This window comes from Comamonas sp. GCA5, assembly GCF_036541385.1.
Classification (GTDB): Bacteria; Pseudomonadota; Gammaproteobacteria; order Burkholderiales; family Burkholderiaceae_C; genus Comamonas; species Comamonas aquatica.
This window is the reverse complement of record NZ_JAZHFR010000065.1, coordinates 1-21267: the sequence shown is the minus strand read 5'-3', so window position 1 is coordinate 21267 and position 21267 is coordinate 1. Positions and strand designations below refer to the sequence as shown.

Sequence of the window (21267 nt, the reverse complement as noted above, 5' to 3'; positions counted from 1 at the left end):
CGTGTGGCCAGCGCCCAGCCCGCCGTGACCCCACCTGCCGCCGTGGCACCGGCCCCGGCCAAGAAGGCCCCCGCTGCGGACAAGCCGGCGGCAGCGCCCCAGCTGCTCAAGCCCACGCCGCTGTCCAGCAAGGCCACGGCCCCCAACGACGACGACTGGGAAACCTTCTGAGTCCGACGGTCGCGCACCGGTCAAGGAGCCTTGCGGCTCCTTTTTTTATAAGCAAAATAGGCCTTGGGCGCAGATTCCATCAGCGCAGACAGCTATCAAACTTTTAAAGGAATGCCATGGACCGGCACGAAGAGGCGGTGATGCAGCTGATGACTGCGAACGGGGACACCTTCATCGCGGCGCACTACGACGTGGCGGCCGGCTGGATGCGGCCCAGCCTGGTGGCGCTGCGCCCGGCCAAGAAGCAGGTGTGGGTGGTTGAGGTCTCGGCCTCCGGCTACCCGCTGGACCTGGTGGACAAGGTGAACCAGCGCGTGGAGAAATGGTATGCGCCGCTGCTGGAGCAGCTGCAGCGCCTGCAGGTGACGGGCAGTGACTGGAGCATCGGCCTGCTGGTGTTCGTGCGCGATGACCAGATCGACTGGCTGCGCGGCCGCCTGCAGGATGCGGCCGGTGTGCAACTGCTGAGCCTGGAGACCGCGAGTAGCCCCTGGCTGTGGGACAGTGTGGTGTGGACCGAAGACATGGACTTTGCCCTGGGCCACATCCCGCGCCGCGACGGTGGTGGCGCCGCCGCCGGGCCGGCCACCACGCACTGAAGCGCCCGCCGGGCCGCCAGCGGGGGCGCGGACGGCGGGGCTTTAGGCCTCTAGGGCCGGGACGGCCAAGCGAGGCGTGCCCGCGTCGGTCTGGAACGCGCTGGCACTGCGCAGCAGGCCCTGGGACTGGCTGTGCAGGCTGCTGGCCGCGGCGGCCATCTCTTCCACCAGGGCGGCGTTGTGCTGGGTGCTGTTGTCGATGTCGGACAGGGCACCGCCCATCTGCAGCACGCCCGTGCTCTGTGCCTGGCTGGCCTGGGCAATGTCCTGCACCAGCGCGGTCACGCGGTGGATGGTGGCTTCGATGCTGTCCATGGTGCTGCCGGTGGCGCCGGCCTGCTGCACACCGGCGGTCACGCGCTCGGCGCTGCGCGCGATCAGCGTGCTGATGTCCTTGGCCGCCGCCGTGGTGCGCTGCGACAGGGCCCGCACCTCGTTGGCCACCACGGCAAAGCCGCGGCCCTGCTCGCCGGCGCGCGCGGCTTCCACCGCCGCATTCAGCGCCAGGATGTTGGTCTGGAAGGCGATGCTGTGGATCAGGCTGGTGATGTCGGCAATGCGCTGGCTGCTGTGTTCGATGTCCTGCATGGTCTGCACCAGCTGCAGCATGCTGCCGCGGCCGTCGGTGGCCACCTGGCTGGCCTGGCGGGCCAGCGCCAGGGCGGATTGCGCGTTGTCGGCGGTGTGGCGCACGTTGCCGGCCAGGGCCTCCATGCTGGCATTGCTTTGCTGCAGCGCGCTGGCCTGGCTTTCGGTGCGGCGTGACAGGTCGTGGTTGCCGCCGGCAATCTGCTGGCTGGCCGTGGCCACTTGCTCGGCATCGGCGCGCACCTGCTGCACCAGTTCGGACAGGCTGGATTGCATGTGCTGCAGGGCCCGCATCAGGTCGGTGATCTCGTTGCGGCCGGTGATGGGAATGGGCTGGCGCAGATCGCCCGCGGCAATGCCCCGGGCCACGTCCACGGCCTGGGCCAGCGGGCGCGTGATGTGGCGGCTGTAGCCCACGCCGATCGCCAGCCCCACGGCAAACACCAGCAGGCACACACCCAGGCTGAGCCAGCGGGCCTGCTCGGCCATGTCCTGGGCCTGCAGCGACAGGGCGGCGCTGTCGGCCGCGATCTGCCGGGCGGCCTGTTCCAGCAGGGCGGCGGGCTGGCGGTCGATGCCGCGAACCTGGGCATCGCCCACGCGCGGGTCGTGGCCACTGGCGATGAAGGCCTGCAGGCCGGCGCGGTAGGCCTGGCCCATCTGGCGGTGCGCCTGCAGGAATTGTTCGACCTGCTGGCGGGCCGGGCCGGCCTGCAACTGGTCCAGCAACTGCTGGCTGTGGGCTTGGATGGCTTGCTCCTGGCTCTCGAAGGCCTGCCAGTAGCGCGTGCGGTCCTGGTCCTGGTGGCCGCGCAGCAGGATGTTCTTCCACTCCTGGGCCTGCAGCTTGAACTCGTTGAGCATCAGGCTGGTCAGCCGCTCGTGCGCCATGTGGCGGGCCACATCGTCGTGGTACAGCGACAGGGCCTGTTGCTGGCGCAGCAGGCCAAACAGGGCTGCGCACAGCATGAGCAGCAGGGCACTGGCAATCACCAGCGGCAGTTGGAGACGGAGCTTCATAGGGGAGGGGGCAACAGACGGAACCAGGCGCAGGGGCACGCCAGCAGGGCGGCCTTGGCGCGCGCAGGTCCGCATCTTCGGGCAGCAGCCTTAGCCAAGGGGGGCCAGGGGTTAAGCAGGGCTCACTGCGGGGTACCGCACGGCTGCATGGCCTTGAGGGGGGCCGCCGTGATCGACGCACGCCGCTTGGGGGGTGGAAGGCGCGCAAAACTTTATGATGCTGCGCAGTGTGCGCATGCCGGGGGCCAGGGGCCTGTCCGGCGTGTGCGGGATGCCCACTTTTTTCTGGATTTGAAGCTTGCCATGACCACCCTCGGAACCCCTCTCACTCCCCACGCCACCAAAGTCATGCTGCTGGGCAGCGGCGAGCTGGGCAAGGAAGTGCTGATCGCCCTGCAACGCCTGGGCGTGGAGACCATTGCGGTCGACCGCTATGACCATGCCCCCGGTCAGCAGGTGGCCCACCACGCGCGCACCATCACCATGAGCGATCCGGCCCAGCTCAAGGCCTTGATCGAAGCCGAAAAGCCCGATCTGGTGGTGCCCGAGATCGAAGCCATTGCCACGCCCATGCTGGAGGAACTGGAAGCCGCTGGCGTGGTCACCGTCATCCCCACGGCGCGCGCCACGCGCTTGACCATGGACCGCGAAGGCATCCGCCGCCTGGCGGCCGAAACCCTGGGCCTGCCCACCAGCCCCTACCGCTTTTGCGATTCCGCCGAAGAGTTGCAAGCCGCGATTGACGGCACCGACGGCCAGGGCGCCATCGGCTACCCCTGCGTGGTCAAGCCGGTGATGAGCAGCTCGGGCAAGGGCCAAAGCAAGATCGACGGCCCGGCCGATGTGCAGCAAGCCTGGGACTACGCCATGGCCGGTGGCCGTGTGGCCAAGGGCCGTGTGATCGTCGAAGGCTTCATCGACTTCGACTACGAAATCACCCAGCTGACCGTGCGCGCCAAGGGCGCGGATGGTCAGATCCAGACCCATTTCTGCGATCCGGTGGGCCACATCCAGCAGGCGGGCGACTACGTGGAAAGCTGGCAGCCCCATCCCATGTCCGCCACGGCCCAGGCGAAGTCGCAGCAGATTGCCCAGGCCGTGACCGACAACCTGGGCGGCCTGGGCCTGTTCGGCGTGGAACTGTTCGTCAAGGGCGAGCAGGTATGGTTCAGCGAAGTCTCGCCGCGCCCGCACGACACGGGCCTGGTCACGCTGACCACCCAGTGGCAGAGCGAGTTTGAGCTGCATGCCCGCGCCATCCTGGGCCTGCCGGTGGACACCAGCCTGCGCAACCCCGGTGCCAGCGCCGTGATCTACGGCGGCCAGGATGCCGAAGGCCTGGTGTTCGACGGCGTGGACGAAGCGCTGGCGATTCCCGGCACCGACCTGCGCCTGTTCGGTAAGCCCGAAAGCTTTGTGAAGCGCCGCATGGGCGTGGCCCTGGCGCGCGCGGTGGACGTGGAGCAGGCCCGCGTGACGGCGAAGCTGGCGGCCAGCAAGGTCCAACCGCGCAAGCCCTGAAATGCAAAATACATAGCTGCTGGCGCTCTCTGGATAAGGGCTAGCGGCTTAAAAGGCATCAATCCGCGGTGCGCATGCCGCCAACACAGCGGCTGGGCACAGCGTGCGAGGTGCGCAACTGGCGTGCCCCATGCCAGGGACGCCGAGCAAGGGCCGCCCCGCAGCGAAGCTGTCGTCCCCTTGCCCGCGGTGCGCAGCACGGCGAGAGCGAGGGGAAGGCGCAGCACCACAGGGGCGTGCACGGCTTTAGCGGCGTTGGGCCGCCAGCTTGCGCACCTCGCGCACCAGCAGGTCGATCTCCTCGAAGGTGTTGTAGAACGCCAGCGAGGGGCGTACCGCCGTCTCCACACCAAAGCGGCGCAGGATGGGCTGGGCGCAGTGGTGGCCGGTGCGCACGGCAATGCCTTCGGCGTTCAGCGCCTTGCCGACTTCCTCCGTCGTATAGCCTTCCAGGGTGAAGGACAGCACGCTGGCCTTGCCGGGTACGGTGCCGATCAGGCGCAGGCCGGGAATGGTGGCCAGCTGCTGCATGCCATAGTCCACCAGGGTGTGTTCGTAGCGGCTGATGGCCGCGATGCCGATGCGTTCCACATACTCCAGCGCGGCGCCCAGGCCCACGGCATCCGCGATGTTGCCGGTGCCGGCCTCGAAGGTGTTGGGCAGGGGCTGGAACACGGTTTTCTCGAAGGTCACGTCGGCAATCATGTTGCCGCCGCCTTGCCAGGGGGGCATGGCTTCCAGCACGGCACGACGGCCCCAGAGCACGCCGATGCCGGTGGGGGCAAAGATCTTGTGGCCGGAGAAGACGAAGAAGTCTGCCCCGATGTCCTGCACATCGACCGGCGTGTGGGCGATGGACTGGGCGCCATCCACCAGCGTCGTGATGCCGCGCGCCCGGGCACGGGCCACCACCTCCTTGACCGGCACCACGGTGCCCAGCACATTGGACACATGGCCGATGGCGACGATTTTCGTGCGGTCGTTCAGCAGCTTGTCGTATGCGTCCAGGCGTATCTGCCCCTGGTCGTCGACCGGAATCACGCGCAGTTTGGCGCCCTTGGCCTGGGCCAGTTGCTGCCAGGGCACGATGTTGGCGTGGTGCTCCAGGTGGCTGACGATGATCTCGTCGCCTTCGCCCACGTTCTGGCCGCCCCAGGCCTTGGCCACCAGGTTGATGGCCTCGGTGGTGCCGCGCACGAAGATGACTTCGTTCACCTCGGGCGCGTGGATAAAGCGGCGCACCACTTCACGCGCATGCTCGTAGGCATCCGTGGCGCGAGCGGCCAGCGTGTGGGCCGCGCGGTGGATGTTGGAGTTCTCGTGCGCGTAGAAGTGCGCAATGCGCTCGATCACCTGGCGTGGCTTGTGGGTGGTGGCGGCGTTGTCCAGCCAGACCAGCTGCTTGCCGTTGATGCGCTCCGTCAGGATCGGAAAGTCGCGGCGCACGGCGTGCACATCAAAGCCGTGGTGGCGGTCGGCCTGGGCCTGCGGCGTGCTGGCTTGCTCCCCGTGGGGATGGGCCTTGGCCGGGGTGACAAAACCGCTGGGCAGCTGCACCGCATCGACAAAGTAGAACTGCGGGGCGGTGGCATGGCTGCTGCCGGGCAGCGTGGCCGCAGGCCCGGCGGGCGTTGACAGCAGGCCCGCAGGGATGCCGGGCACGAAGGGCGTGCCAGAGGCAGGCCCAGAGTTGCCCAGGGCCGCCACGGCCTGCTGGCTCAGCGCATCCAGCCCGGCATGGGGCGCGGCGGTCGAACCGGCCTGGGGCACCGCGCCATCCGTAGCAGGGCGCAACGTGGCCGCGTCGGCAGCGGTGGCCTGGGGCACGCCATCGGTGGCGTGGCCCAAGCGGGGTTCATAGGCGGGCAAGGCGGTAAACGCCTGGTCGGGCACGCCGTTGCCGGCCACCGCGTGGGGGCGCAGCGCTTCGGCGCGGTGGCCCAGGGCCAGCACGGTGCCGGGGGCGCTGGGCAGCAGGTTGGTGCCCGGAATCTGCCCTGTGGGAATGGGCGTGCCAGGCGCATTGGGGGAAAAGCCTGCCGGGCTGGCCAGCGGCGAGCGCCCGGGGCCCAGGTGGTGGGCGGCTGGGCGCCGAAGGCGGCCGTGGATGGTGGCTGGGGCGTGGCGCTGCCGGGCAGGCTGCGGAACAGGGCCGTGGCCAGCTGGGCCAGGGCCCCGGTGTCCAGCGGTGCTGGGGGCGAAGGCAGCGAGGGCGCCAGCGGGGCAGCCTGGGCGGCCGCCAGCGTGGGCGCGTGCGCGGGGGTGGTGCTCAAAACCGCATCTCCTGTGGTGCGCGATATGAAAAGGTGAGCTGCTTGCGCGCTCTGGGTATGCGCAGGAGGTGGTTTTGACTCACAAACCACCGCCCGCGCAGCGCGGGGCTTACTTGTAGGTGTCCAGCACCGAGTAGTCGTGGTACTTGTGGATTTCCACGTCGTCCAGCACGGCCACGGCATCGGGCGTGAGCACGGCCAGCGAGCAGTACAGCGAGATCAGGTAGCTGGCGATGGCGTGGTTGTTGATGCCCATGAAGCGCACCAACAGGCCCGGGCTTTGTTCGCCGGGCAGGCCGGGCTGGAACAGGCCGACCACGCCCTGGCGGCGGTCGCCCACGCGCAGCAGCAGGATCTTGCTCTTGCCATCGGCCACCGGCACCTTGTCCGACGGAATCAGCGGCACGCCGCGCCAAGTGATGAACTGGCTGCCGAACAGGCTGACCGTGGGCGGGGGCGTGCCACGGCGCGTGGCTTCACGGCCGAAGGCGGCAATGGTCAGCGGGTGGCCCAGGAAGAAGGCGGGCTCTTTCCACACCTTGGTCAGCAGCTCGTCCAGGTCATCGGGCGTGGGCGCGCCGGTCAGCGGGAAGATGCGTTGCTCGTCCGTCACCTGGGCCAGCAGGCCGTAGTCGGGGTTGTTGATCAGCTCGCTTTCCTGGTTCTCCTTGATGGTCTCGATGGTCAGGCGCAGCTGTTCCTTGATCTGGTCGTGCGGGCTGCTGAACAGGTCGGAGATGCGGGTGTGCACATCCAGCACGGTGGAGACGGCGTTCAGGAAGTACTCGCGCGGCTGGGCGTCGTAGTCCACATAGGTGCGCGGCAGCTGGTTCTCGTGCTGCTTGGCGGTGCAGGTGACCTGGATGTCCTCCGGGTTCTTGACCTGGTTGACGCGGTAGATGCCGGCCTCCACCGGCACCCATTGCAGCAGATGGGTCAGCCAGCGCGGCGTGATGGTGGCCAGCTGCGGCGCGGTCTTGGTGGCATTGGCCAGCTGGCGGGCGGCGTTGTCGCCCAGGGCGGTGGTGCCGCCGACGGTTGCTGTCATGAGAAAAGGCTCCTGGTGGATACGGGGCGGGAAAAAACGAGGTGCAGGCGGAGCACCAAGCTCTGCGCCAGTGTTCAACGGGGGGCGGTGCGGCTTCAACCGGCTATCGCCACCAAGCTGGCCGCCAGGCGCTGGCGCTGGTGGTCGCGCTGCTCGCAGATGTGCTCGGCATGCGCCAGCAGCGTGGTGCTGCTGACCTGCAGCGCCTGGGCCAGCTTGTGCAGCGTGAGCAGCGAGGGGGCGACCTGGCCGCGCTCGACCTCGCCCACATAGGAGCGGTTCAGGTCGGCCTGGGCTGCCAGTTGCTCCTGCGACCAGCCGCACCCTTCGCGCAGCTGGCGCACGGCCAGACCGAAGTCCTGGATCACGTGGGGCCCTGGCATGTTCAGGCGGCCACGCGGGCGGTGGTGGTGGGGAGGGGGGCGGATGCCACCGGTGCGGTGGCACCGGCGCCGCCACTGTGCTCCACGGCCTGGCGCAGGCTGGCCTGGCTGACATGGGCGCCGGCGGGCACATCCTCGGTGATCCAGACATTGCCGCCGATCACTGCACCTTGGCCGATGGTCACCCGCCCCAGGATGGTGGCGCCGGCGTAGATCACCACGTCGTCCTCGACGATGGGGTGGCGTGCCCAGCCTTTTTGCAGGTGGCCCTGGGCATCCTTGGGAAAGCGCTTGGCGCCCAGGGTCACGGCCTGGTAGATGCGCACGTTCTGTCCGAGGACGGCGGTCTCTCCGATCACCACGCCCGTGCCGTGGTCGATGAAGCAGCCCGGACCGATCTGCGCACCGGGGTGGATGTCGATGCCCGTCTGCCCATGGGCCAGCTCGGCCACGATGCGCGCCAGCAGCGGCAGGTCCAGCCGGTAGAAGGCGTGGGCGATGCGGTGGTGGATGAGGGCCAGCACGCCGGGGTAGCTCAGCACCACCTCGTCCACGCTGCGCGCGGCCGGGTCGCCGTGGAAGGCAGCCAGCACGTCGGTGTCCAACAACTGGCGCAGACGGGGTAGTTGCTGTGCAAAGGCCTGCACCGTTTGCAGCGCCAGGGCGGAGTGGTCCTGGGCCGCGGCACCCGTGCTGCGGTGGCGGTAGTGCAGCTCGATCTGGGCCTGGGTCTGCAGAACCTGCAGTGCCGTGTCCAGCGTGTGGCCCACGTAGAAGTCTTCGCTGGCGTGGCGCAGGTCGGGTGGGCCCAGGCGCAGCGGGTAGAGCACGCCTTTGAGTCCCTCCAGGGCCTGGGCAATCGCGGCGCGCGCGGGAAATTCACGGTGGCCGGGGTCGGTGCGGTTCTGCTGCTCGCGCCAATGGTCGCGGACCTGGCGCAACTGCTGGACGATGGTGCTGATGTCGAAGGTGCTCATGGGGACAGTCCGGTGAAGGGGGCAGGGGTAGGGCGTTCGTCCTAGTCCTGCACCCAGGGCAGGCCGTAAAAGCGCCAGCCATTGAAATGGCCGCGCTGCTGCAGAGCGTCGTGGTCGCCCTCAAAGCCTTCGCTGACGTTGAAGACATGGACCAGACCGGCCTTGGCCGCTTCCTGGGCCGCCAGGGCCGAGCGTTTGCCGCTGCGGCACAGCAGCAGCACGGGCAGCGGCTGGGGCTGGTTGGCGTGCAGGGCGGCCAGTTCGCGGGCAAAGCGCGGGTTGCGGGTCAGCGCCGTGCCGTTGGCCCAGGCCACATGGGCGCTGCCCGGCACCTGGCCGACGAACTTGCGCTCCTCGGCGGTGCGCACATCCACCAGCAGGGCCTGGCCTTGCTGCACCAGAGGCCAGGCCTGGAGCGGGGTCACACTGCCGGCGTAGGGCAGGCCTTGTGCCTGGGCCTGTACCAGGGCCTGCTGCAGCACAGCAGGCAGTGGGGGCTGCTGGGGTGCGGCCGCGGCTGCGGCGGGGGGGGGTGGTGGTGGCGTGTGTCATGGCGTGGCCTTTCGGTGCAATCCATCGCAGGCCACCATCTTGCGAGCCGGTGGCGGGCGCTCCAACGAACAAAAATGGATGTGCTTGCGCGCAAAACGACTAAGGGCTGCGGGCCGTGTGCCGCTCGCCTGCGGTTGTGGCGTGCGGGCTGGGCTTGCCTGGCGATGGGGGCGCCCCGCAGACGCTGCGCGCAGCGTGTACCCGGTTGTCATCAAAGCGTCGCAGGCGGCGTGTAGCCTGTGTGGCAAAGCCACAAACGGCCAACCACGAAGGTGAGTGATGAATTGGGACAACCGAGAAGAACTGGTGCGCCGTATCGAGAGCGACCTGCTGGACAGCCTGGACGAAGAGCTGGAGCTGGAGATCGAGGACCGCACGGGCGTGCTGGGCGCCGTGCCGGCTATGGCAGAGGGGGCCCCCGAAAGCCATGCCCAGCGCGTGGCGTATTTCAAGGAGCTGTTCCGCCTGCAGGGCGAGCTGGTCAAGCTGCAGGACTGGGTGGCGTCCACCAAGCAAAAGGCCGTGATCCTGTTCGAGGGGCGCGATGCCGCCGGCAAGGGCGGCGTGATCAAGCGCATCACCCAGCGCCTGAACCCGCGCGTGTGCCGCGTGGTGGCGCTGCCGGCGCCCAACGACCGTGAACGCACGCAGTGGTACTTCCAGCGCTACGCGGCCCACCTGCCGGCTGCGGGTGAGATGGTGCTGTTCGATCGCAGCTGGTACAACCGCGCCGGTGTGGAACGGGTGATGGGCTTTTGCTCGGACGACGAGTACGAGGAGTTTTTCCGTTCCGTGCCGGAGTTCGAGCGCATGCTGGTGCGCTCGGGCATCCGTGTGATCAAGTACTGGTTCTCCATCACCGACGAAGAGCAACACCTGCGCTTTCTGGGGCGCATCCACGATCCGCTCAAGCAGTGGAAGCTTTCCCCCATGGACCTGGAGTCGCGCCGCCGCTGGGAGGACTACACCCGCGCCAAGGAGGTGATGCTGGAGCGCACCCACATCCCGGAGGCGCCGTGGTGGGTGGTGCCGGCCGACCACAAGAAGCAGGCGCGGCTCAATTGCATCCGCCACCTGCTGACGCAGTTCGATTACAACGAGGTGCCCCGGCCCGAAACCAGCCTGCCGGAGCGTGTGCGCCATGCGGATTACATCCGCCATCCGGTGCCCGCCAGCATGTTGGTGCCGCAGCTGTATTGAGCCACACGCCCCCGGGGCATGAAAAAAGCCCTGGTGCGGTGCAGCAGGGCTGCGGCCAGGGGCGCCGGTGCGTCAGGGGAAGCTGGCGCTCTTGGGGGCTGGGGCAGGTTCTGCCGCTTCCGGGACCGGCACCTGCGCGGCGGGCTTGTGCAGCTTGTCTTCGGGCAAGGGGGTGCCCATGCGCCAGCGGCGCACCACGCGCTGAAAGATCAGCGAGTTGGGGATCTGGATCAGCGTGCCGGGGATGGGCGCGGTGGCATCCTCCAGCGTGGTGTAGAGCAGGTTGATGTCGATCACGCGGCCCAGGGCGCCGGGCTTCTCGGCCGTGTCCAGCACCTCGATGTGGTCGCCCACGCGGAAGGGGCCGACGGTGAAGATCAGGAAGGCGCAGAACAGGTTGGACAGCACGCTCCAGGCGGCAAAGAAGGCCACGGCGCCCACGGTGGCAAAGCCAGTGAAGGCCGACCACAGCACGCTGGCCGAGACGCCCATGCGCTCCAGGATCAGCAGCACGGAGCCCGCAATGATGAGCCAGCGCACCACGGTGTGGATGGGCATCAGCAGCTCGTTCGGGAACTCGTAGTGGTCGCTGGCGCGCTGGATGACGCGCTTGAACAGGCGGTGCAGCAGCCAGGCCACCAGCACGATGAGCAGGATCTGCAGCACAGGAATGGCGATTTCCAGCCAGTCCTGCATCCAGGCAGGCAGGCGGGTACGCAGGCCAGAAATACGGTCGATCAGGGTCACGGTCGGTAAATTCAAAGCGGTGTTCTTCTTCCGATACTAACGAAGCGGGGTCCATGCCCCTGCACTTGGGGGCATGGCAGAAATCAAAAGGGACCCGCAGGTCCCTTGGAAAGAGGCTGGATCGCGGAGGATCAAGCGTGTTCGCGGCGCAGGGCGGGGAACAGGATCACGTCGCGGATGCTGGCGCTGTCGGTCAGCAGCATCAGCAGGCGGTCGATACCGATGCCGCAACCGCCGGTGGGGGGCATGCCGTATTCCAGGGCACGCACGAAGTCGTGGTCGAAGTACATGGCTTCGTCGTCGCCACCGTCCTTGGCTTCCACCTGGGCGTTGAAGCGGGCGGCCTGGTCTTCGGCGTCGTTCAGCTCGGAGAAACCGTTGCCGAATTCACGGCCGGTGATGTACAGCTCAAAGCGCTCGGTCACTTCGGGGCGCTCGTCGTTGGCGCGCGCCAGCGGCGAGATTTCGGTGGGGTGTTCCATGATGAAGGTGGGGTTCCACAGCTTCTCTTCCACCACTTCCTCGAAGTACAGCACCTGCAGGCTGGCCAGCGAGCGGGTGGACAGCTTGTCCTTCTCCTCGTTCATGCCCAGCTTCTTCAGCGCGTTGGTCAGCCAGTCGCGGTTGCTCACGTTGTCACCGGCTTCGGTGTACTTGACGATGGCTTCGGGGATGGTCAGGCGCTCAAACGGCTTGGTCAGGTCCACAGGCTTGCCACCGTAGGTGCACTCCAGCGTGCCCACGGCCTTCATGGCGGCGTCGCGCACCAGCTGTTCGGTGTAGTCCATCAGGTCCTGGTAGTTCCAGTAGGCCGCGTAGAACTCCATCATGGTGAACTCGGGGTTGTGGCGCACCGACACCCCTTCGTTGCGGAAGTTGCGGTTGATCTCGAACACGCGTTCAAAGCCACCGACGATCAGGCGCTTGAGGTACAGCTCGGGCGCAATGCGCAGGTACATCTCCTGGTCCAGCGCATTGTGGTGTGTTACGAAGGGCTTGGCGTTGGCACCACCGGGGATGGGGTGCAGCATGGGCGTTTCGACTTCCAGGAAGCCATGTTGCACCATGAAGTCGCGGATGCCGGCCACGGCCTTGCTGCGCGCCACGAAGCGCTTGCGGGCGTCTTCGTTCATCATCAGGTCAACGTAGCGCTGGCGCACCTTCTGCTCGGGGTCGGCCATGCCATGGAACTTGTCGGGCATGGGGCGCAGGCTCTTGGTCAGCAGGCGGATGCGCGTGGCCTTGATCGACAGCTCGCCGGTCTTGGTCTTCATCAGCTGGCCTTCGACGGCGATGATGTCGCCCAGGTCCCACTTCTTGAAGTCGGCGTAGACCTCTTCCCCCACGGCGTCGCGGGTGATGTAGGCCTGGATGCGGCCGGTGGCGTCCTGTACGGTGGCAAAGCTGGCCTTGCCCATGACGCGCTTGAGCATCATGCGGCCGCCGACGGAGACGGTGATGGCTTCGGTGTCCAGCGCCTCGGCTTCCTTGCTGCCATGGGCCTCGACCAGCGGCAGGGCACGGTCGGCGGGCTTGAAGTCGTTGGGGAAGGCCACGCCACCGTGGGCCTTGACGGACTCGCGCAAGGCTTTCAGTTTTTCGCGGCGCTCAGCAATCAGTTTGTTTTCGTCTTGGGGGGCAGCGACTTCTGCCTCGGGGGAGTTGTGTTGTTCAGACATGGATGAGCGCAGCGCAAAGGCTGAGGAAACAAGCCAAAACCGGAGATTTTAGTTTTTTTGCGCCCGATCGGCAGGCCGGCATGGGAATCTCTGTGAATCCGCTGAACGGCCGGGGGCGATAGGGCGCGGTGCTTGCAGAAAAAGAGCGGCAAGCGTTTGATTTGTATGGGTTTAAAGTGCAAATTTATTGCAGATGGCCTGTTCATCTGCGCCAGCAGCTATGGTTTTGCGCAGCACGGTGCGCCGGGCCTCAGTGCGTGATGCCGGCGCGTTCCAGCGTGTCGGCCACCAGCTCCAGGCGCACCAGGGGGCTGTCCAGCTCCAGCAGGCACAGCTGCTGCTTGCGCTCCATGGGCAGCAGTTCGCACCAGCGGTTGGCCACCCAGCCGCAGTCGGCGAACTGGGCGTCGGTGGCACCTTCCAGGTGGTTCTGCGGAATCTTCTGCAGCACCAGGCGCAAGGTCGTGGCCGTATGGCGCAGGTAGGAGGGGATGGGGATGGTGTGGTCGGCGGGCAGCAGCTCCACGTCGGCCACCCACAGGCCCAGTGGCAGCTTGCGTGCCGTGGCGATGTGAAAGCGCTCCCGGCCGCTGCAGTGCAGCAGCTCCAGCCCGGTGCTCAGCGGTGACAGCGAGTCGATGGCGGCAATCGTGCCGGTGGCATAGAAAGTCTCGGGTGGCAGATGGGGTTGGTGGATTTCCTGCCCGCTCAGCAGCGTGACCACGCCGAAGGGCGCACCGGCTTCGCGGCAGCCGTGCACCATGTTGCGGTAGCGGGCCTCAAACACCCGCAATGGCAGGTGACCGCCGGGAAACAGCACCGCATGCAGGGGAAACAGCGGTAGCGAAATGAGCGTTAACGGCGAGGTCATGGCTGCATGCGGTGATTCTGCTGGCTATGATGGCCGCCAGTGCCTGCCGGTGGGCGTAGGCTGACAACGCGCGGACCTGCATGTGGGATATGGTTGTGCGCGTAGTTCTTCAACCTTTGTGATCTCCATGATTGTTCAAATTCTTCAATTCCTGCTGGAGGTCGTCAGCGGCCTGATCGCTGGCGCCTGCTTGCTGCGCCTGTACATGCAGGCACAGCGCATTCCGTTCAACAACCCGGTGGGGCAGCTGGTGTTTGCCCTGTCCGACTGGATCGTGATGCCGCTGCGCAAGATCATTCCCAACCGCAGCCAGTACGACCTGTCGAGCCTGGTGGCCGCGGTGCTGGTGATGCTGGTGCAGTACGTGCTGCTGTGGCTGTTGCTGGGCGCGAATGGCAACCCCGGCCTGGTGCCCGTGCTGGCGCTGTTCGGCCTGCTGCGCATGGTGCTGACCGGGTTGATTGGCATCCTGATCGTCTATGCCATCCTGTCCTGGGTGCAGCCGCACTCGCCGATGGCCGGCATCCTGCACCGCCTGAGCGAACCCTTGCTGCGGCCACTGCGCAAGCTGATTCCCCTGATCGGCGGGGTGGACCTGTCGGCCCTGGTGGCCATCATCGCCCTGCAGGTGCTGCTGATGGTGCTGGGCAATGTGCAGTTCGGCGTGCTGGCCAGCATGGCCACCGGCGGCTGAGGCGGCACGCCATGGCCCCGGCCTGCGTGCCGGCATGAAAAAAGGCTCCCGGTCGGGAGCCTTTTTGTTGGGTGCACAGCCGCTGGATCAGTCCTGCACCACGGCATCGGCCGGCAGGCGCTGCAGCATGGCCAGGGTGCTGGCCACGGTGTCGCGCAGCTCGCGGCGGTCGACGATCATGTCCACGGCACCCTTTTCCTTGAGGAACTCGGACCGCTGGAAGCCCTCGGGCAGCTTCACGCGCACGGTGGTTTCGATCACGCGGGGGCCGGCAAAGCCGATCAGCGCCTTGGGCTCGGCCATCACGATGTCACCCACGAAGGCGAAGCCGGCCGACACGCCGCCCATGGTGGGGTCGGTCAGCACGGAGATGTAGGGCAGTCCCTTTTGTGCCAGGCGGGTCAGCGCGGCATTCGTCTTGGCCATCTGCATCAGGGACAGCAGGCCTTCCTGCATGCGGGCGCCGCCGGTGGCGGTGAAGCACAGGAAGGGCACTTTCTGTGCGATGGCGGTTTCCACGCCGCGCACGAAACGCTCGCCCACCACGGAGCCCATGGAACCGCCCATGAAGTCGAACTCGAAGCAGGCGGCCACCAGCTCGATGCCCTTGACGGTGCCGCCCATGACGATCAGCGCGTCGGTCTCACCCGTATTTTCCAGGGCTTCCTTCAGGCGTTGGGGGTACTTGCGGCTGTCCTGGAACTTCAGGGCATCGACGGGAATCACTTCCTGGCCGATTTCATAGCGACCTTCGCCATCCAGGAAATGGTTCAGGCGCGCACGCGCACCGATGCGGTGGTGGTGGCCGCAGGTGGGGCACACGTTCTGGTTGCTTTCCAGATCGGTCTTGTAGAGCACCGACTCGCAGCTGGGGCACTTGACCCACAGGCCCTCGGGGATCTGCTGTTGGCGATCCTTGGGTTCGGTTTGCTGAATTTTGGCAGGCAGAAGTTTTTCGAGCCAGGACATACGGTTTCCTCTTCAAGGCGATCGGGCAGCGGGCCGGCGCGGCGGCCGCCCGGGGTCGCATTATGCGTCCATCGCTTTGCGCACGCCGCGCAGAAAGTCGATGGTCAGCGGGACAATCTTTTCGTGGGGTTGATCTTCCAGCAGCTGGATGATCTTGCTGCCGATGATGACAGCGTCTGACATCTGGGCCACCGCGTGGGCGGTCTGGCCGTCACGGATGCCAAATCCCACGCCGACCGGGATGTGCACGTGCTGCTTGATGCGCGGCAGCATCTCGCCCACGGCGTCCAGATCCAGCGCGTTGGAGCCGGTCACCCCCTTGAGCGAGACGTAGTACACATAGCCGCTGGCCACGCGGGCGACCTGCTGCATGCGTTCGTCGGTGCTGGTGGGGGCCAACAGGAAGATCTGGTCCATGCCCTTGGCGCGCAGCTTGGCGGCAAAGGCTTCGCTTTCTTCCGGTGGGTAGTCCACGACCAGCACGCCATCCACGCCGGCTTCGGCGGCATCGTTGACGAAGGCGTCCGTGCCGTGCACCTGGTCGTAGCGCTCCACCGGGTTGGCATAGCCCATCAGCACCACGGGGGTGGTATGGTTTTTCTGGCGGAATTCGCGCACATAGGCCAGCACGTGCTTGAGGCCCACGCCATTGGCAATCGCGCGGTCACCGGCCTTCTGGATCACCGGGCCATCGGCCATGGGGTCCGAGAACGGCACGCCCAGCTCGATGATGTCCGAGCCGGCTTCCACCATGCCGTGCATCAGCGAGGGCGTGATGGCGGCGAACGGGTAGCCGGCCGTGACGAAGGGGATGAGGGCCTTGCGGCCTTCATGGTTCAGTTTTTCGAAAGTGGCAGCAATTCTGGATGGTTGCGGGCTCATGCAGCGGGCCCTCCCTTGACGGTCAGACCGCGCATCGATGGGCGGTCATAAAAATCCACGCCCGACAGGTCGGCCACGGTGCCGATGTCCTTGTCACCCCGGCCTGACAGGTTGACCAGGATGGATTGTTCGGGCTTCATGGTCTTGGCCAGCTTCATGGCATAGGCCACAGCATGGCTGGACTCCAGCGCGGGGATGATGCCTTCGACGCGGCACAGGTAGTGGAAGGCTTCCAGCGCTTCCTTGTCGGTGATGCCCACGTACTGGGCACGGCCGATCTCCTGCAGCCAGGCGTGTTCGGGCCCCACGCCAGGGTAGTCCAGGCCGGCGCTGATGGAGTGGGTCTCCAGCACCTGGCCGTTCTCGTCCTGCATGATGAAGGTGCGGTTGCCGTGCAGCACGCCCGCGCTGCCCTTTTGCAGCGAGGCCGAGTGCTTGCCGGTGTCCAGGCCTTCGCCCGCAGCTTCCACGCCGATCAGCTGGGTGTTCTCGAACGGGATGTAGGGGTAGAAGATGCCCATGGCGTTAGAGCCGCCGCCCACGCAGGCGACAACGGCATCGGGTTGCTCACCGGCCATCTTCAGTTCCTTGAAGATCTCGGGCATCTGCGTCAGGCACTCTTCGCCGATCACGCTCTGGAAATCACGCACCATGGCGGGGTAGGGAGCCGGTCCGGCCACCGTGCCGATGATGTAGAAGGTGTTGTCGACGTTGGCCACCCAGTCGCGCATGGCTTCGTTCAGCGCATCCTTGAGGGTCTTGGAGCCCGACTCCACGGGCACCACGGTGGCGCCCAGCAGTTTCATGCGGTAGACGTTGGGGCTTTGGCGCTTGACGTCCTCGGCACCCATATAGACCACGCACTCCAGGCCATAGCGCGCGCAGATGGTGGCCGTGGCCACGCCGTGCTGGCCCGCGCCGGTCTCGGCAATGATGCGCGGCTTGCCCATGCGCTTGGCGAGCATGGCCTGACCGATCACGTTGTTGATCTTGTGCGCACCGGTGTGGTTCAGGTCTTCGCGCTTCAGATAGATCTGCGCACCGCCCATCTCCTGGGACATGCGCGCGGCGTGGTAGACGGGCGAGGGCCGGCCGACGAAGTGCGCCAGCTCGGAGCGGAATTCGGCGACGAAGGCTGGGTCGTGCTGGTACTTGGCATAGGCCTCACGCAGCTCGGCCAGGGCGTGGGTCAGCGTCTCGCTGGCGAAACTGCCGCCATAGGGGCCAAAGTGACCGTGGGCATCGGGATAGGAATATTCGTACATCAGGATTGGGGGGCAATGGGTGCATCGGCAGCACGCACGGCTGCAACGAAGCGTTGAATCTTTTCAGCATCCTTGACACCCTTGAGCGGCGTGCCGTCAGGGCGGGTGGCTTCGACGCCGGAGCTGACATCAACTGCCAAAGACAGGCAGCGGGGTCGTACCTGGCGGATGCCATCGGTCACGTTTGCAGGCGTAAGCCCACCAGACAAGACGAGGTGAGCGTTGACGCTTGTTGGAAGGAGTGACCAATTGAATGCTTTGCCTGCACCACCGTAGCCGTCCACATGGGCGTCCAACAGAATGGCCTGGGCCTGAGAGTATTGATGGGCGTATTTTACGAGGTCAAAGTCCCCGGCGTCATCCCCAAGGGGTATGCGCGCCGCCCGCAGGTAGCGGTGGCGCCCTTGGTCCGTGGCGTCTGCACAGGCCGCTGGGCTCTCGTCGCCGTGAAATTGCAGCAGGGCGTGGGGAAGGGCGGCCAGCGCGGCGGCGATCTCGGCCGCCGTGGCGTTGACGAACAGCAGCACGGGGGTGACGAAAGGCGGCAGGCGCCGTGCCAGCTCGGCCGCGCGCGCCAGGCTGACGGCGCGTGGGCTGGGGGCATAGAGCACAAAACCCAGGGCGTCCACGCCGGCGGCCACCGCCGCGTCGACATCGGCTTCGCGGGTCAGGCCGCAGACCTTGATGCGGGTGCGTGAAATAGGAGCGTTCAGCGCTTGATCCATAAGGGTTTCATGCCAATTTGGCGTGGAATTGATGCTCAGGGCAGCCAGTCGAAGCCGGGCACACGGTCGGGCAGTTGCCACTGCGGATCGTACACAGGCCCCAAGAAGTACAGGCCGTGCGGCGAAAACGTCGGCGCTGCGGCGTCGCGCGAGCGCGCTGCCAGCACCTGGGCCATCCATTCGGGCGGGTGCGAGCCCTGGCCGATGTAGACCAGGCAGCCCATGATGTTGCGCACCATGTGGTGCAGGAAGGCATTGCCCTCGAACTCGAAGCGCCAGTAGCAGCATTCCATCTCACGGTGCTGGGCCGAGGCCACGGCGCGGCGCGTGATGTCGATGCGGTGCAGGGTCTTGACCGGTGTCAGCGCCTGGCAGGCCGAGGCGCGGAACGAGGTGAAATCATGCTCGCCAATCAGGCAGGACGCGGCCTGGCGCATGGCCTCGCCATCGAGTGGGTTGAACACCCAGCCCACCCGCCCGACTTCCACACTGGGGCGCACCGGCGACTGCAGCAGCACATAGGCGTAGCGCCGCGCCGTGGCACAGGCGCGGCTGTGGAAGGCGTCGGGCACGGCCCGCGCCCACTGCACGGCAATGTCGGGAGGCAGGAAGGTGTTGGTGCCGCGCACCCAGGCAGTTTCTGGTCGCTGCAGTGCGGTGTCGAAGTGCACCACCTGCATCAGCCCGTGCACCCCGGCATCGGTGCGGCCGGCACACAAGGTGGATACGCCCTGAGTAGCAAAGCGGCCCAGGGCCGCTTCGAGTTTGTCTTGAACGGTGTTGCCGTTCGGCTGGCTTTGCCAGCCGTTGTAGGCCTGGCCGTTGTAGCTCACGCCCAGGGCTATGCGCATGGCAGCTCCCAGGCCAGCGGCCGGGCCGCTTCAGAAAAAATACGGTGCATCAATCAAGTTCGGACAGCATCTTCTGGGCACGGTCCTTGAGCGGGCCGCTGGCTTCGGCCAGCACTTCCTCGATCAAGGCCCGGGCGCCTTCGCTGTCGCCGATGGAGTTGAATTCCTGGGCCAAGTCCAGCTTGGTCGACAGGGGGTCGTCCGCGGCATTGTGCACGGCTTGGGGCTGGGCTGCAGGCGCGGCGTCGGTGCCCAAATCCAGATCCAGGGAACCCAGGTCGAATTCCAGGTCCTGCGGCACCGCCGCTGCGGGGGCAGGCTCGGTGGCCGCGCCGGCAGGCGCAGCGGTTTCGGGGGATGGGCTGTCCAGGTCAAAGTCCAGTCCAGCGCCCAGATCTGTTTCGGCGTCTTGGGCGGCGGGTGGAGGGGTGTCCGCCGCAGGCGCAGGCACGTCAAAGCCGGACAGGTCTAGATCCAGCCCGTCCAGGCCCTGGCGGCTGTCTTCGCCGATGACGGTGTCCTGCACCAGGGTGGGTGGGTCCTCGACCGCCGGAGGGGCCGTCACGTCGAGCTGGCTGTCCAGGGTCGAGGGCAGCTCCAGCGCCGCAAAGTCGTCGTCCGACGGTGGCTGCGCCGCCGGGACATCCGCCACGGCGGGGGGATTGGCGGTGATCAAGCCCTCGGGCAGGTCCAGGTGGAGGTCCAGATCGGGTACTTCGGGGAGATCGGGAGTCTGGGCTGCTGCAGCCGCAGCCACCGCGCCCGCCGCCGCAGCCACGGGTGTCGCAAGCTCGGGCTTGGCCGCATTCAAGGCCGCGGCAAACGAGGAGGCGGGCTTGCCGCCAGTGGCCGAGGCACCGGTGTCGGCGCCGGCAAAGAAGGTGTTGGTGGGGTCCAGGCTGCGGCCCATTTCCACCACGCGCTGCCATTCGGGGTCCTGGGGCTGGCTGACGGGCTGCATGCCCCGGGCCGTGTTCTCCAGGGCCTTGATGTCATGGCGCTTGACGTAGATTTCCGCCAGCTTCAGGTGGATGGACAGGCGCTCGGGCTGGTTGCGCAGCGCTTCCTTGAGGATTTCCTCGGCCTGCACGTCGCGGCCATAGGCCAGGTAGACATCGGCCTCGGCCACGGGGTCGACATCACCGCCGCCATCGAGCTGGCTGGGCGAGTAGGCCATGGTGGTGGCGCTGCCTTCGGCGTTGCTGGTGTCGACCTGCTGGCCGCCGCTGCCGCCGAAGAACGAATCGGGCTGCAACTGGCTGTCGCCCAGCGCCTGGTCCTCGGATTTGGACTGGGCACGGCGGCGTTTCCAGGCGGTATAGCCCAGCAGGCCCAGCAGCAGGGCCACGGCGGCGCCACCGGCGGGCACCAGCGGATTGTCCAGCAGCTCGTCGGTGATGGAGGCTTCGGCCACGGGCGCGGTCGGCACGACCGCAGGCTTGGGGGCCGGCTGGGCCGCTGCCTGGGGAGGCGGTGCATCGCTGGCCGCAGGTGGTGTGGCTTCGGGAGCCTTGTCGCCACTGGCGGGGGGTGCCTCGGGGGCGGCGGCCGTGACCGCGGGGGTGCTGGCAGCGACCTCCACACCCGGGGTGGCGGTTGTGCTGGCGGGCTGCTCACCCGCAGCGGGTGCTGGCGCTGCGGCAGGGACGGCGGGTTTGGCCGCGGCGTTGTTCTGGGCCAGTTCGTTGAGCTCGGCCAGATTGCGCTGCAGCTCATTGAGGCGGTTGCTCTGGTCTTCGGCCTGCTTCTGGATGGCCATCTTTTCTTCGGCGGCCGCGCTTTGGACGGCACCCTTGGACAGGGTCAGCTTGTCCGGTGTGGCCGCGGCGGCGCTGGCATCCTCGACGTGGGCCTGGACCTGGCCACCGGAGCTGCGGTCGGCTGCCTGCACGGTCGCTTGCGGGGCCTTGGAGGCCAGGCTGCGGCGGTATGTGTTGAAGTCACGGCTTTGCGCGGCGACGATCTGGCGTGCCTCGCTGGCGGAGGTCTCCAGCGCCTGTTCGCGGCTGGGCATCTGCACCACGGCTCCGGCGCGGATGCGGTTGACGTTGCCGTTGATGAACGCCTTGGGATTGCTGCGCAGCATGGCCACCAGCATCTGGTCCAGCGACACGCCGTTGGGGCGGTTGGCGTTCGCCAGGCGCCCGGCCGTGTCGCCGGCCTGCACCCGCAGGCTGTCGTTGCGGGGCTCTGTTGCCGCAGGCGCAGCGGCGGCCGGGGTGGGTGCTGTGGGCGCGTGGGCGTGGTGCGGG

Annotated in this window: 19 protein-coding genes; 4 read left to right on the top strand and 15 right to left on the bottom strand. The window is 67.0% G+C overall.

Going from position 1 to position 21267, the window contains the following annotated elements:
* Positions 1-287: 287 nt before the first annotated feature.
* Entirely contained in the window at positions 288-770 is a 483-nt protein-coding gene (locus SJH88_RS14150) for a hypothetical protein (RefSeq protein ID WP_274754847.1), read from the top strand.
* Between the two features lie 42 nt (positions 771-812).
* Here the strand turns inward: SJH88_RS14150 and SJH88_RS14145 are convergent, their stop codons facing one another.
* Positions 813-2378 (bottom strand): methyl-accepting chemotaxis protein, encoded by a 1566-nt coding sequence (locus tag SJH88_RS14145; protein WP_274754846.1) that lies wholly within the window; start codon positions 2376-2378, stop codon positions 813-815.
* Between the two features lie 303 nt (positions 2379-2681).
* Between SJH88_RS14145 and purT the strand changes: the two genes are divergently transcribed.
* The gene (purT, locus tag SJH88_RS14140; protein ID WP_274754845.1) at positions 2682-3899 is read left to right on the top strand and encodes a formate-dependent phosphoribosylglycinamide formyltransferase; all 1218 of its coding nucleotides are present in this window, start codon (positions 2682-2684) and stop codon (positions 3897-3899) included.
* A gap of 246 nt (positions 3900-4145) precedes the next feature.
* Here purT and SJH88_RS14135 read toward each other — a convergent pair whose 3' ends face one another.
* The 5 genes from SJH88_RS14135 to SJH88_RS14115 form a co-directional block, all read right to left on the bottom strand.
* On the bottom strand, positions 4146-6008 hold the full coding sequence (locus tag SJH88_RS14135; RefSeq protein WP_420921745.1) for a family 2A encapsulin nanocompartment cargo protein cysteine desulfurase: 1863 nt from the start codon (positions 6006-6008) through the stop codon (positions 4146-4148).
* A 273-nt stretch (positions 6009-6281) separates the two neighbouring features.
* Positions 6282-7220 carry a family 2A encapsulin nanocompartment shell protein gene (locus SJH88_RS14130; protein WP_274754844.1) on the bottom strand — a complete coding sequence of 313 codons (939 nt, stop codon included), beginning with the start codon at positions 7218-7220 and terminating at the stop codon, positions 6282-6284.
* Positions 7221-7315: 95 nt separating this feature from the next.
* Complete coding sequence (locus SJH88_RS14125; RefSeq protein WP_274754843.1) at positions 7316-7603, bottom strand: helix-turn-helix domain-containing protein; 288 nt, start codon at positions 7601-7603, stop codon at positions 7316-7318.
* Between the two features lie 2 nt (positions 7604-7605).
* Positions 7606-8580: a serine O-acetyltransferase EpsC gene (gene epsC, locus SJH88_RS14120; RefSeq protein WP_274754842.1), complete on the bottom strand. Its 975-nt coding sequence runs from the start codon at positions 8578-8580 to the stop codon at positions 7606-7608.
* Between the two features lie 41 nt (positions 8581-8621).
* Positions 8622-9071 carry a rhodanese-like domain-containing protein gene (locus SJH88_RS14115; RefSeq protein WP_274754849.1) on the bottom strand — a complete coding sequence of 150 codons (450 nt, stop codon included), beginning with the start codon at positions 9069-9071 and terminating at the stop codon, positions 8622-8624.
* A 340-nt stretch (positions 9072-9411) separates the two neighbouring features.
* Here SJH88_RS14115 and ppk2 point away from each other — a divergent pair, with 340 nt between their 5' ends.
* Positions 9412-10332: a polyphosphate kinase 2 gene (ppk2, locus tag SJH88_RS14110; protein WP_274754841.1), complete on the top strand. Its 921-nt coding sequence runs from the start codon at positions 9412-9414 to the stop codon at positions 10330-10332.
* Between the two features lie 72 nt (positions 10333-10404).
* On the opposite strand, the gene SJH88_RS14105 is transcribed toward ppk2, so the two are convergent.
* The 3 genes from SJH88_RS14105 to SJH88_RS14095 form a co-directional block, all read right to left on the bottom strand.
* The gene (locus SJH88_RS14105; protein WP_274754848.1) at positions 10405-11028 is read right to left on the bottom strand and encodes a mechanosensitive ion channel family protein; all 624 of its coding nucleotides are present in this window, start codon (positions 11026-11028) and stop codon (positions 10405-10407) included.
* A 182-nt stretch (positions 11029-11210) separates the two neighbouring features.
* Positions 11211-12758 carry a lysine--tRNA ligase gene (lysS, locus tag SJH88_RS14100; protein ID WP_274754840.1) on the bottom strand — a complete coding sequence of 516 codons (1548 nt, stop codon included), beginning with the start codon at positions 12756-12758 and terminating at the stop codon, positions 11211-11213.
* 250 nt (positions 12759-13008) lie between these two features.
* Positions 13009-13629: an LON peptidase substrate-binding domain-containing protein gene (locus SJH88_RS14095; protein WP_274754839.1), complete on the bottom strand. Its 621-nt coding sequence runs from the start codon at positions 13627-13629 to the stop codon at positions 13009-13011.
* A 127-nt stretch (positions 13630-13756) separates the two neighbouring features.
* Between SJH88_RS14095 and SJH88_RS14090 the strand changes: the two genes are divergently transcribed.
* Positions 13757-14323 (top strand): YggT family protein, encoded by a 567-nt coding sequence (locus SJH88_RS14090; RefSeq protein WP_042411273.1) that lies wholly within the window; start codon positions 13757-13759, stop codon positions 14321-14323.
* Positions 14324-14410: 87 nt separating this feature from the next.
* Here the strand turns inward: SJH88_RS14090 and accD are convergent, their stop codons facing one another.
* From accD to SJH88_RS14060, 6 genes are all read right to left on the bottom strand, one after another.
* A complete protein-coding gene (gene accD / locus SJH88_RS14085; RefSeq protein ID WP_042411272.1) occupies positions 14411-15292 on the bottom strand; it encodes an acetyl-CoA carboxylase, carboxyltransferase subunit beta in 882 nt (293 codons plus the stop codon).
* 60 nt (positions 15293-15352) lie between these two features.
* Positions 15353-16174 carry a tryptophan synthase subunit alpha gene (trpA, locus tag SJH88_RS14080; protein WP_274754838.1) on the bottom strand — a complete coding sequence of 274 codons (822 nt, stop codon included), beginning with the start codon at positions 16172-16174 and terminating at the stop codon, positions 15353-15355.
* Positions 16171-17439: a tryptophan synthase subunit beta gene (gene trpB / locus SJH88_RS14075; protein WP_274754837.1), complete on the bottom strand. Its 1269-nt coding sequence runs from the start codon at positions 17437-17439 to the stop codon at positions 16171-16173. The genes trpA and trpB overlap by 4 nt, the downstream gene beginning before the upstream one ends.
* Positions 17439-18164, bottom strand: coding sequence for a phosphoribosylanthranilate isomerase (locus tag SJH88_RS14070; protein WP_274754836.1), 726 nt, complete (start codon positions 18162-18164; stop codon positions 17439-17441). The genes trpB and SJH88_RS14070 overlap by 1 nt, the downstream gene beginning before the upstream one ends.
* Positions 18165-18199: 35 nt before the next feature.
* Positions 18200-19015 carry a tRNA pseudouridine(38-40) synthase TruA gene (gene truA, locus SJH88_RS14065; protein ID WP_274754835.1) on the bottom strand — a complete coding sequence of 272 codons (816 nt, stop codon included), beginning with the start codon at positions 19013-19015 and terminating at the stop codon, positions 18200-18202.
* 49 nt (positions 19016-19064) lie between these two features.
* Positions 19065-21267, bottom strand: a 2203-nt coding sequence (locus SJH88_RS14060; protein WP_274754834.1) for a motility hub landmark protein FimV, incomplete at its 5' end; no start/stop codon positions are given.

Coding starts and splice junctions, on each gene's coding strand:
- epsC (WP_274754842.1), bottom strand. CDS start 8,580: ATGAGCACCTTCGACATCAGCACCATCGTCCAGCAGTTGCGCCAGGTC.
- accD (WP_042411272.1), bottom strand. CDS start 15,292: ATGTCCTGGCTCGAAAAACTTCTGCCTGCCAAAATTCAGCAAACCGAA.
- SJH88_RS14130 (WP_274754844.1), bottom strand. CDS start 7,220: ATGACAGCAACCGTCGGCGGCACCACCGCCCTGGGCGACAACGCCGCC.
- trpB (WP_274754837.1), bottom strand. CDS start 17,439: ATGTACGAATATTCCTATCCCGATGCCCACGGTCACTTTGGCCCCTAT.
- purT (WP_274754845.1), top strand. CDS start 2,682: ATGACCACCCTCGGAACCCCTCTCACTCCCCACGCCACCAAAGTCATG.
- truA (WP_274754835.1), bottom strand. CDS start 19,015: ATGCGCATAGCCCTGGGCGTGAGCTACAACGGCCAGGCCTACAACGGC.
- SJH88_RS14145 (WP_274754846.1), bottom strand. CDS start 2,378: ATGAAGCTCCGTCTCCAACTGCCGCTGGTGATTGCCAGTGCCCTGCTG.
- SJH88_RS14095 (WP_274754839.1), bottom strand. CDS start 13,629: ATGACCTCGCCGTTAACGCTCATTTCGCTACCGCTGTTTCCCCTGCAT.
- SJH88_RS14105 (WP_274754848.1), bottom strand. CDS start 11,028: ATGCAGGACTGGCTGGAAATCGCCATTCCTGTGCTGCAGATCCTGCTC.
- SJH88_RS14150 (WP_274754847.1), top strand. CDS start 288: ATGGACCGGCACGAAGAGGCGGTGATGCAGCTGATGACTGCGAACGGG.
- SJH88_RS14070 (WP_274754836.1), bottom strand. CDS start 18,164: ATGGATCAAGCGCTGAACGCTCCTATTTCACGCACCCGCATCAAGGTC.
- lysS (WP_274754840.1), bottom strand. CDS start 12,758: ATGTCTGAACAACACAACTCCCCCGAGGCAGAAGTCGCTGCCCCCCAA.
- ppk2 (WP_274754841.1), top strand. CDS start 9,412: ATGAATTGGGACAACCGAGAAGAACTGGTGCGCCGTATCGAGAGCGAC.
- SJH88_RS14090 (WP_042411273.1), top strand. CDS start 13,757: ATGATTGTTCAAATTCTTCAATTCCTGCTGGAGGTCGTCAGCGGCCTG.
- trpA (WP_274754838.1), bottom strand. CDS start 16,174: ATGAGCCCGCAACCATCCAGAATTGCTGCCACTTTCGAAAAACTGAAC.
- SJH88_RS14125 (WP_274754843.1), bottom strand. CDS start 7,603: ATGCCAGGGCCCCACGTGATCCAGGACTTCGGTCTGGCCGTGCGCCAG.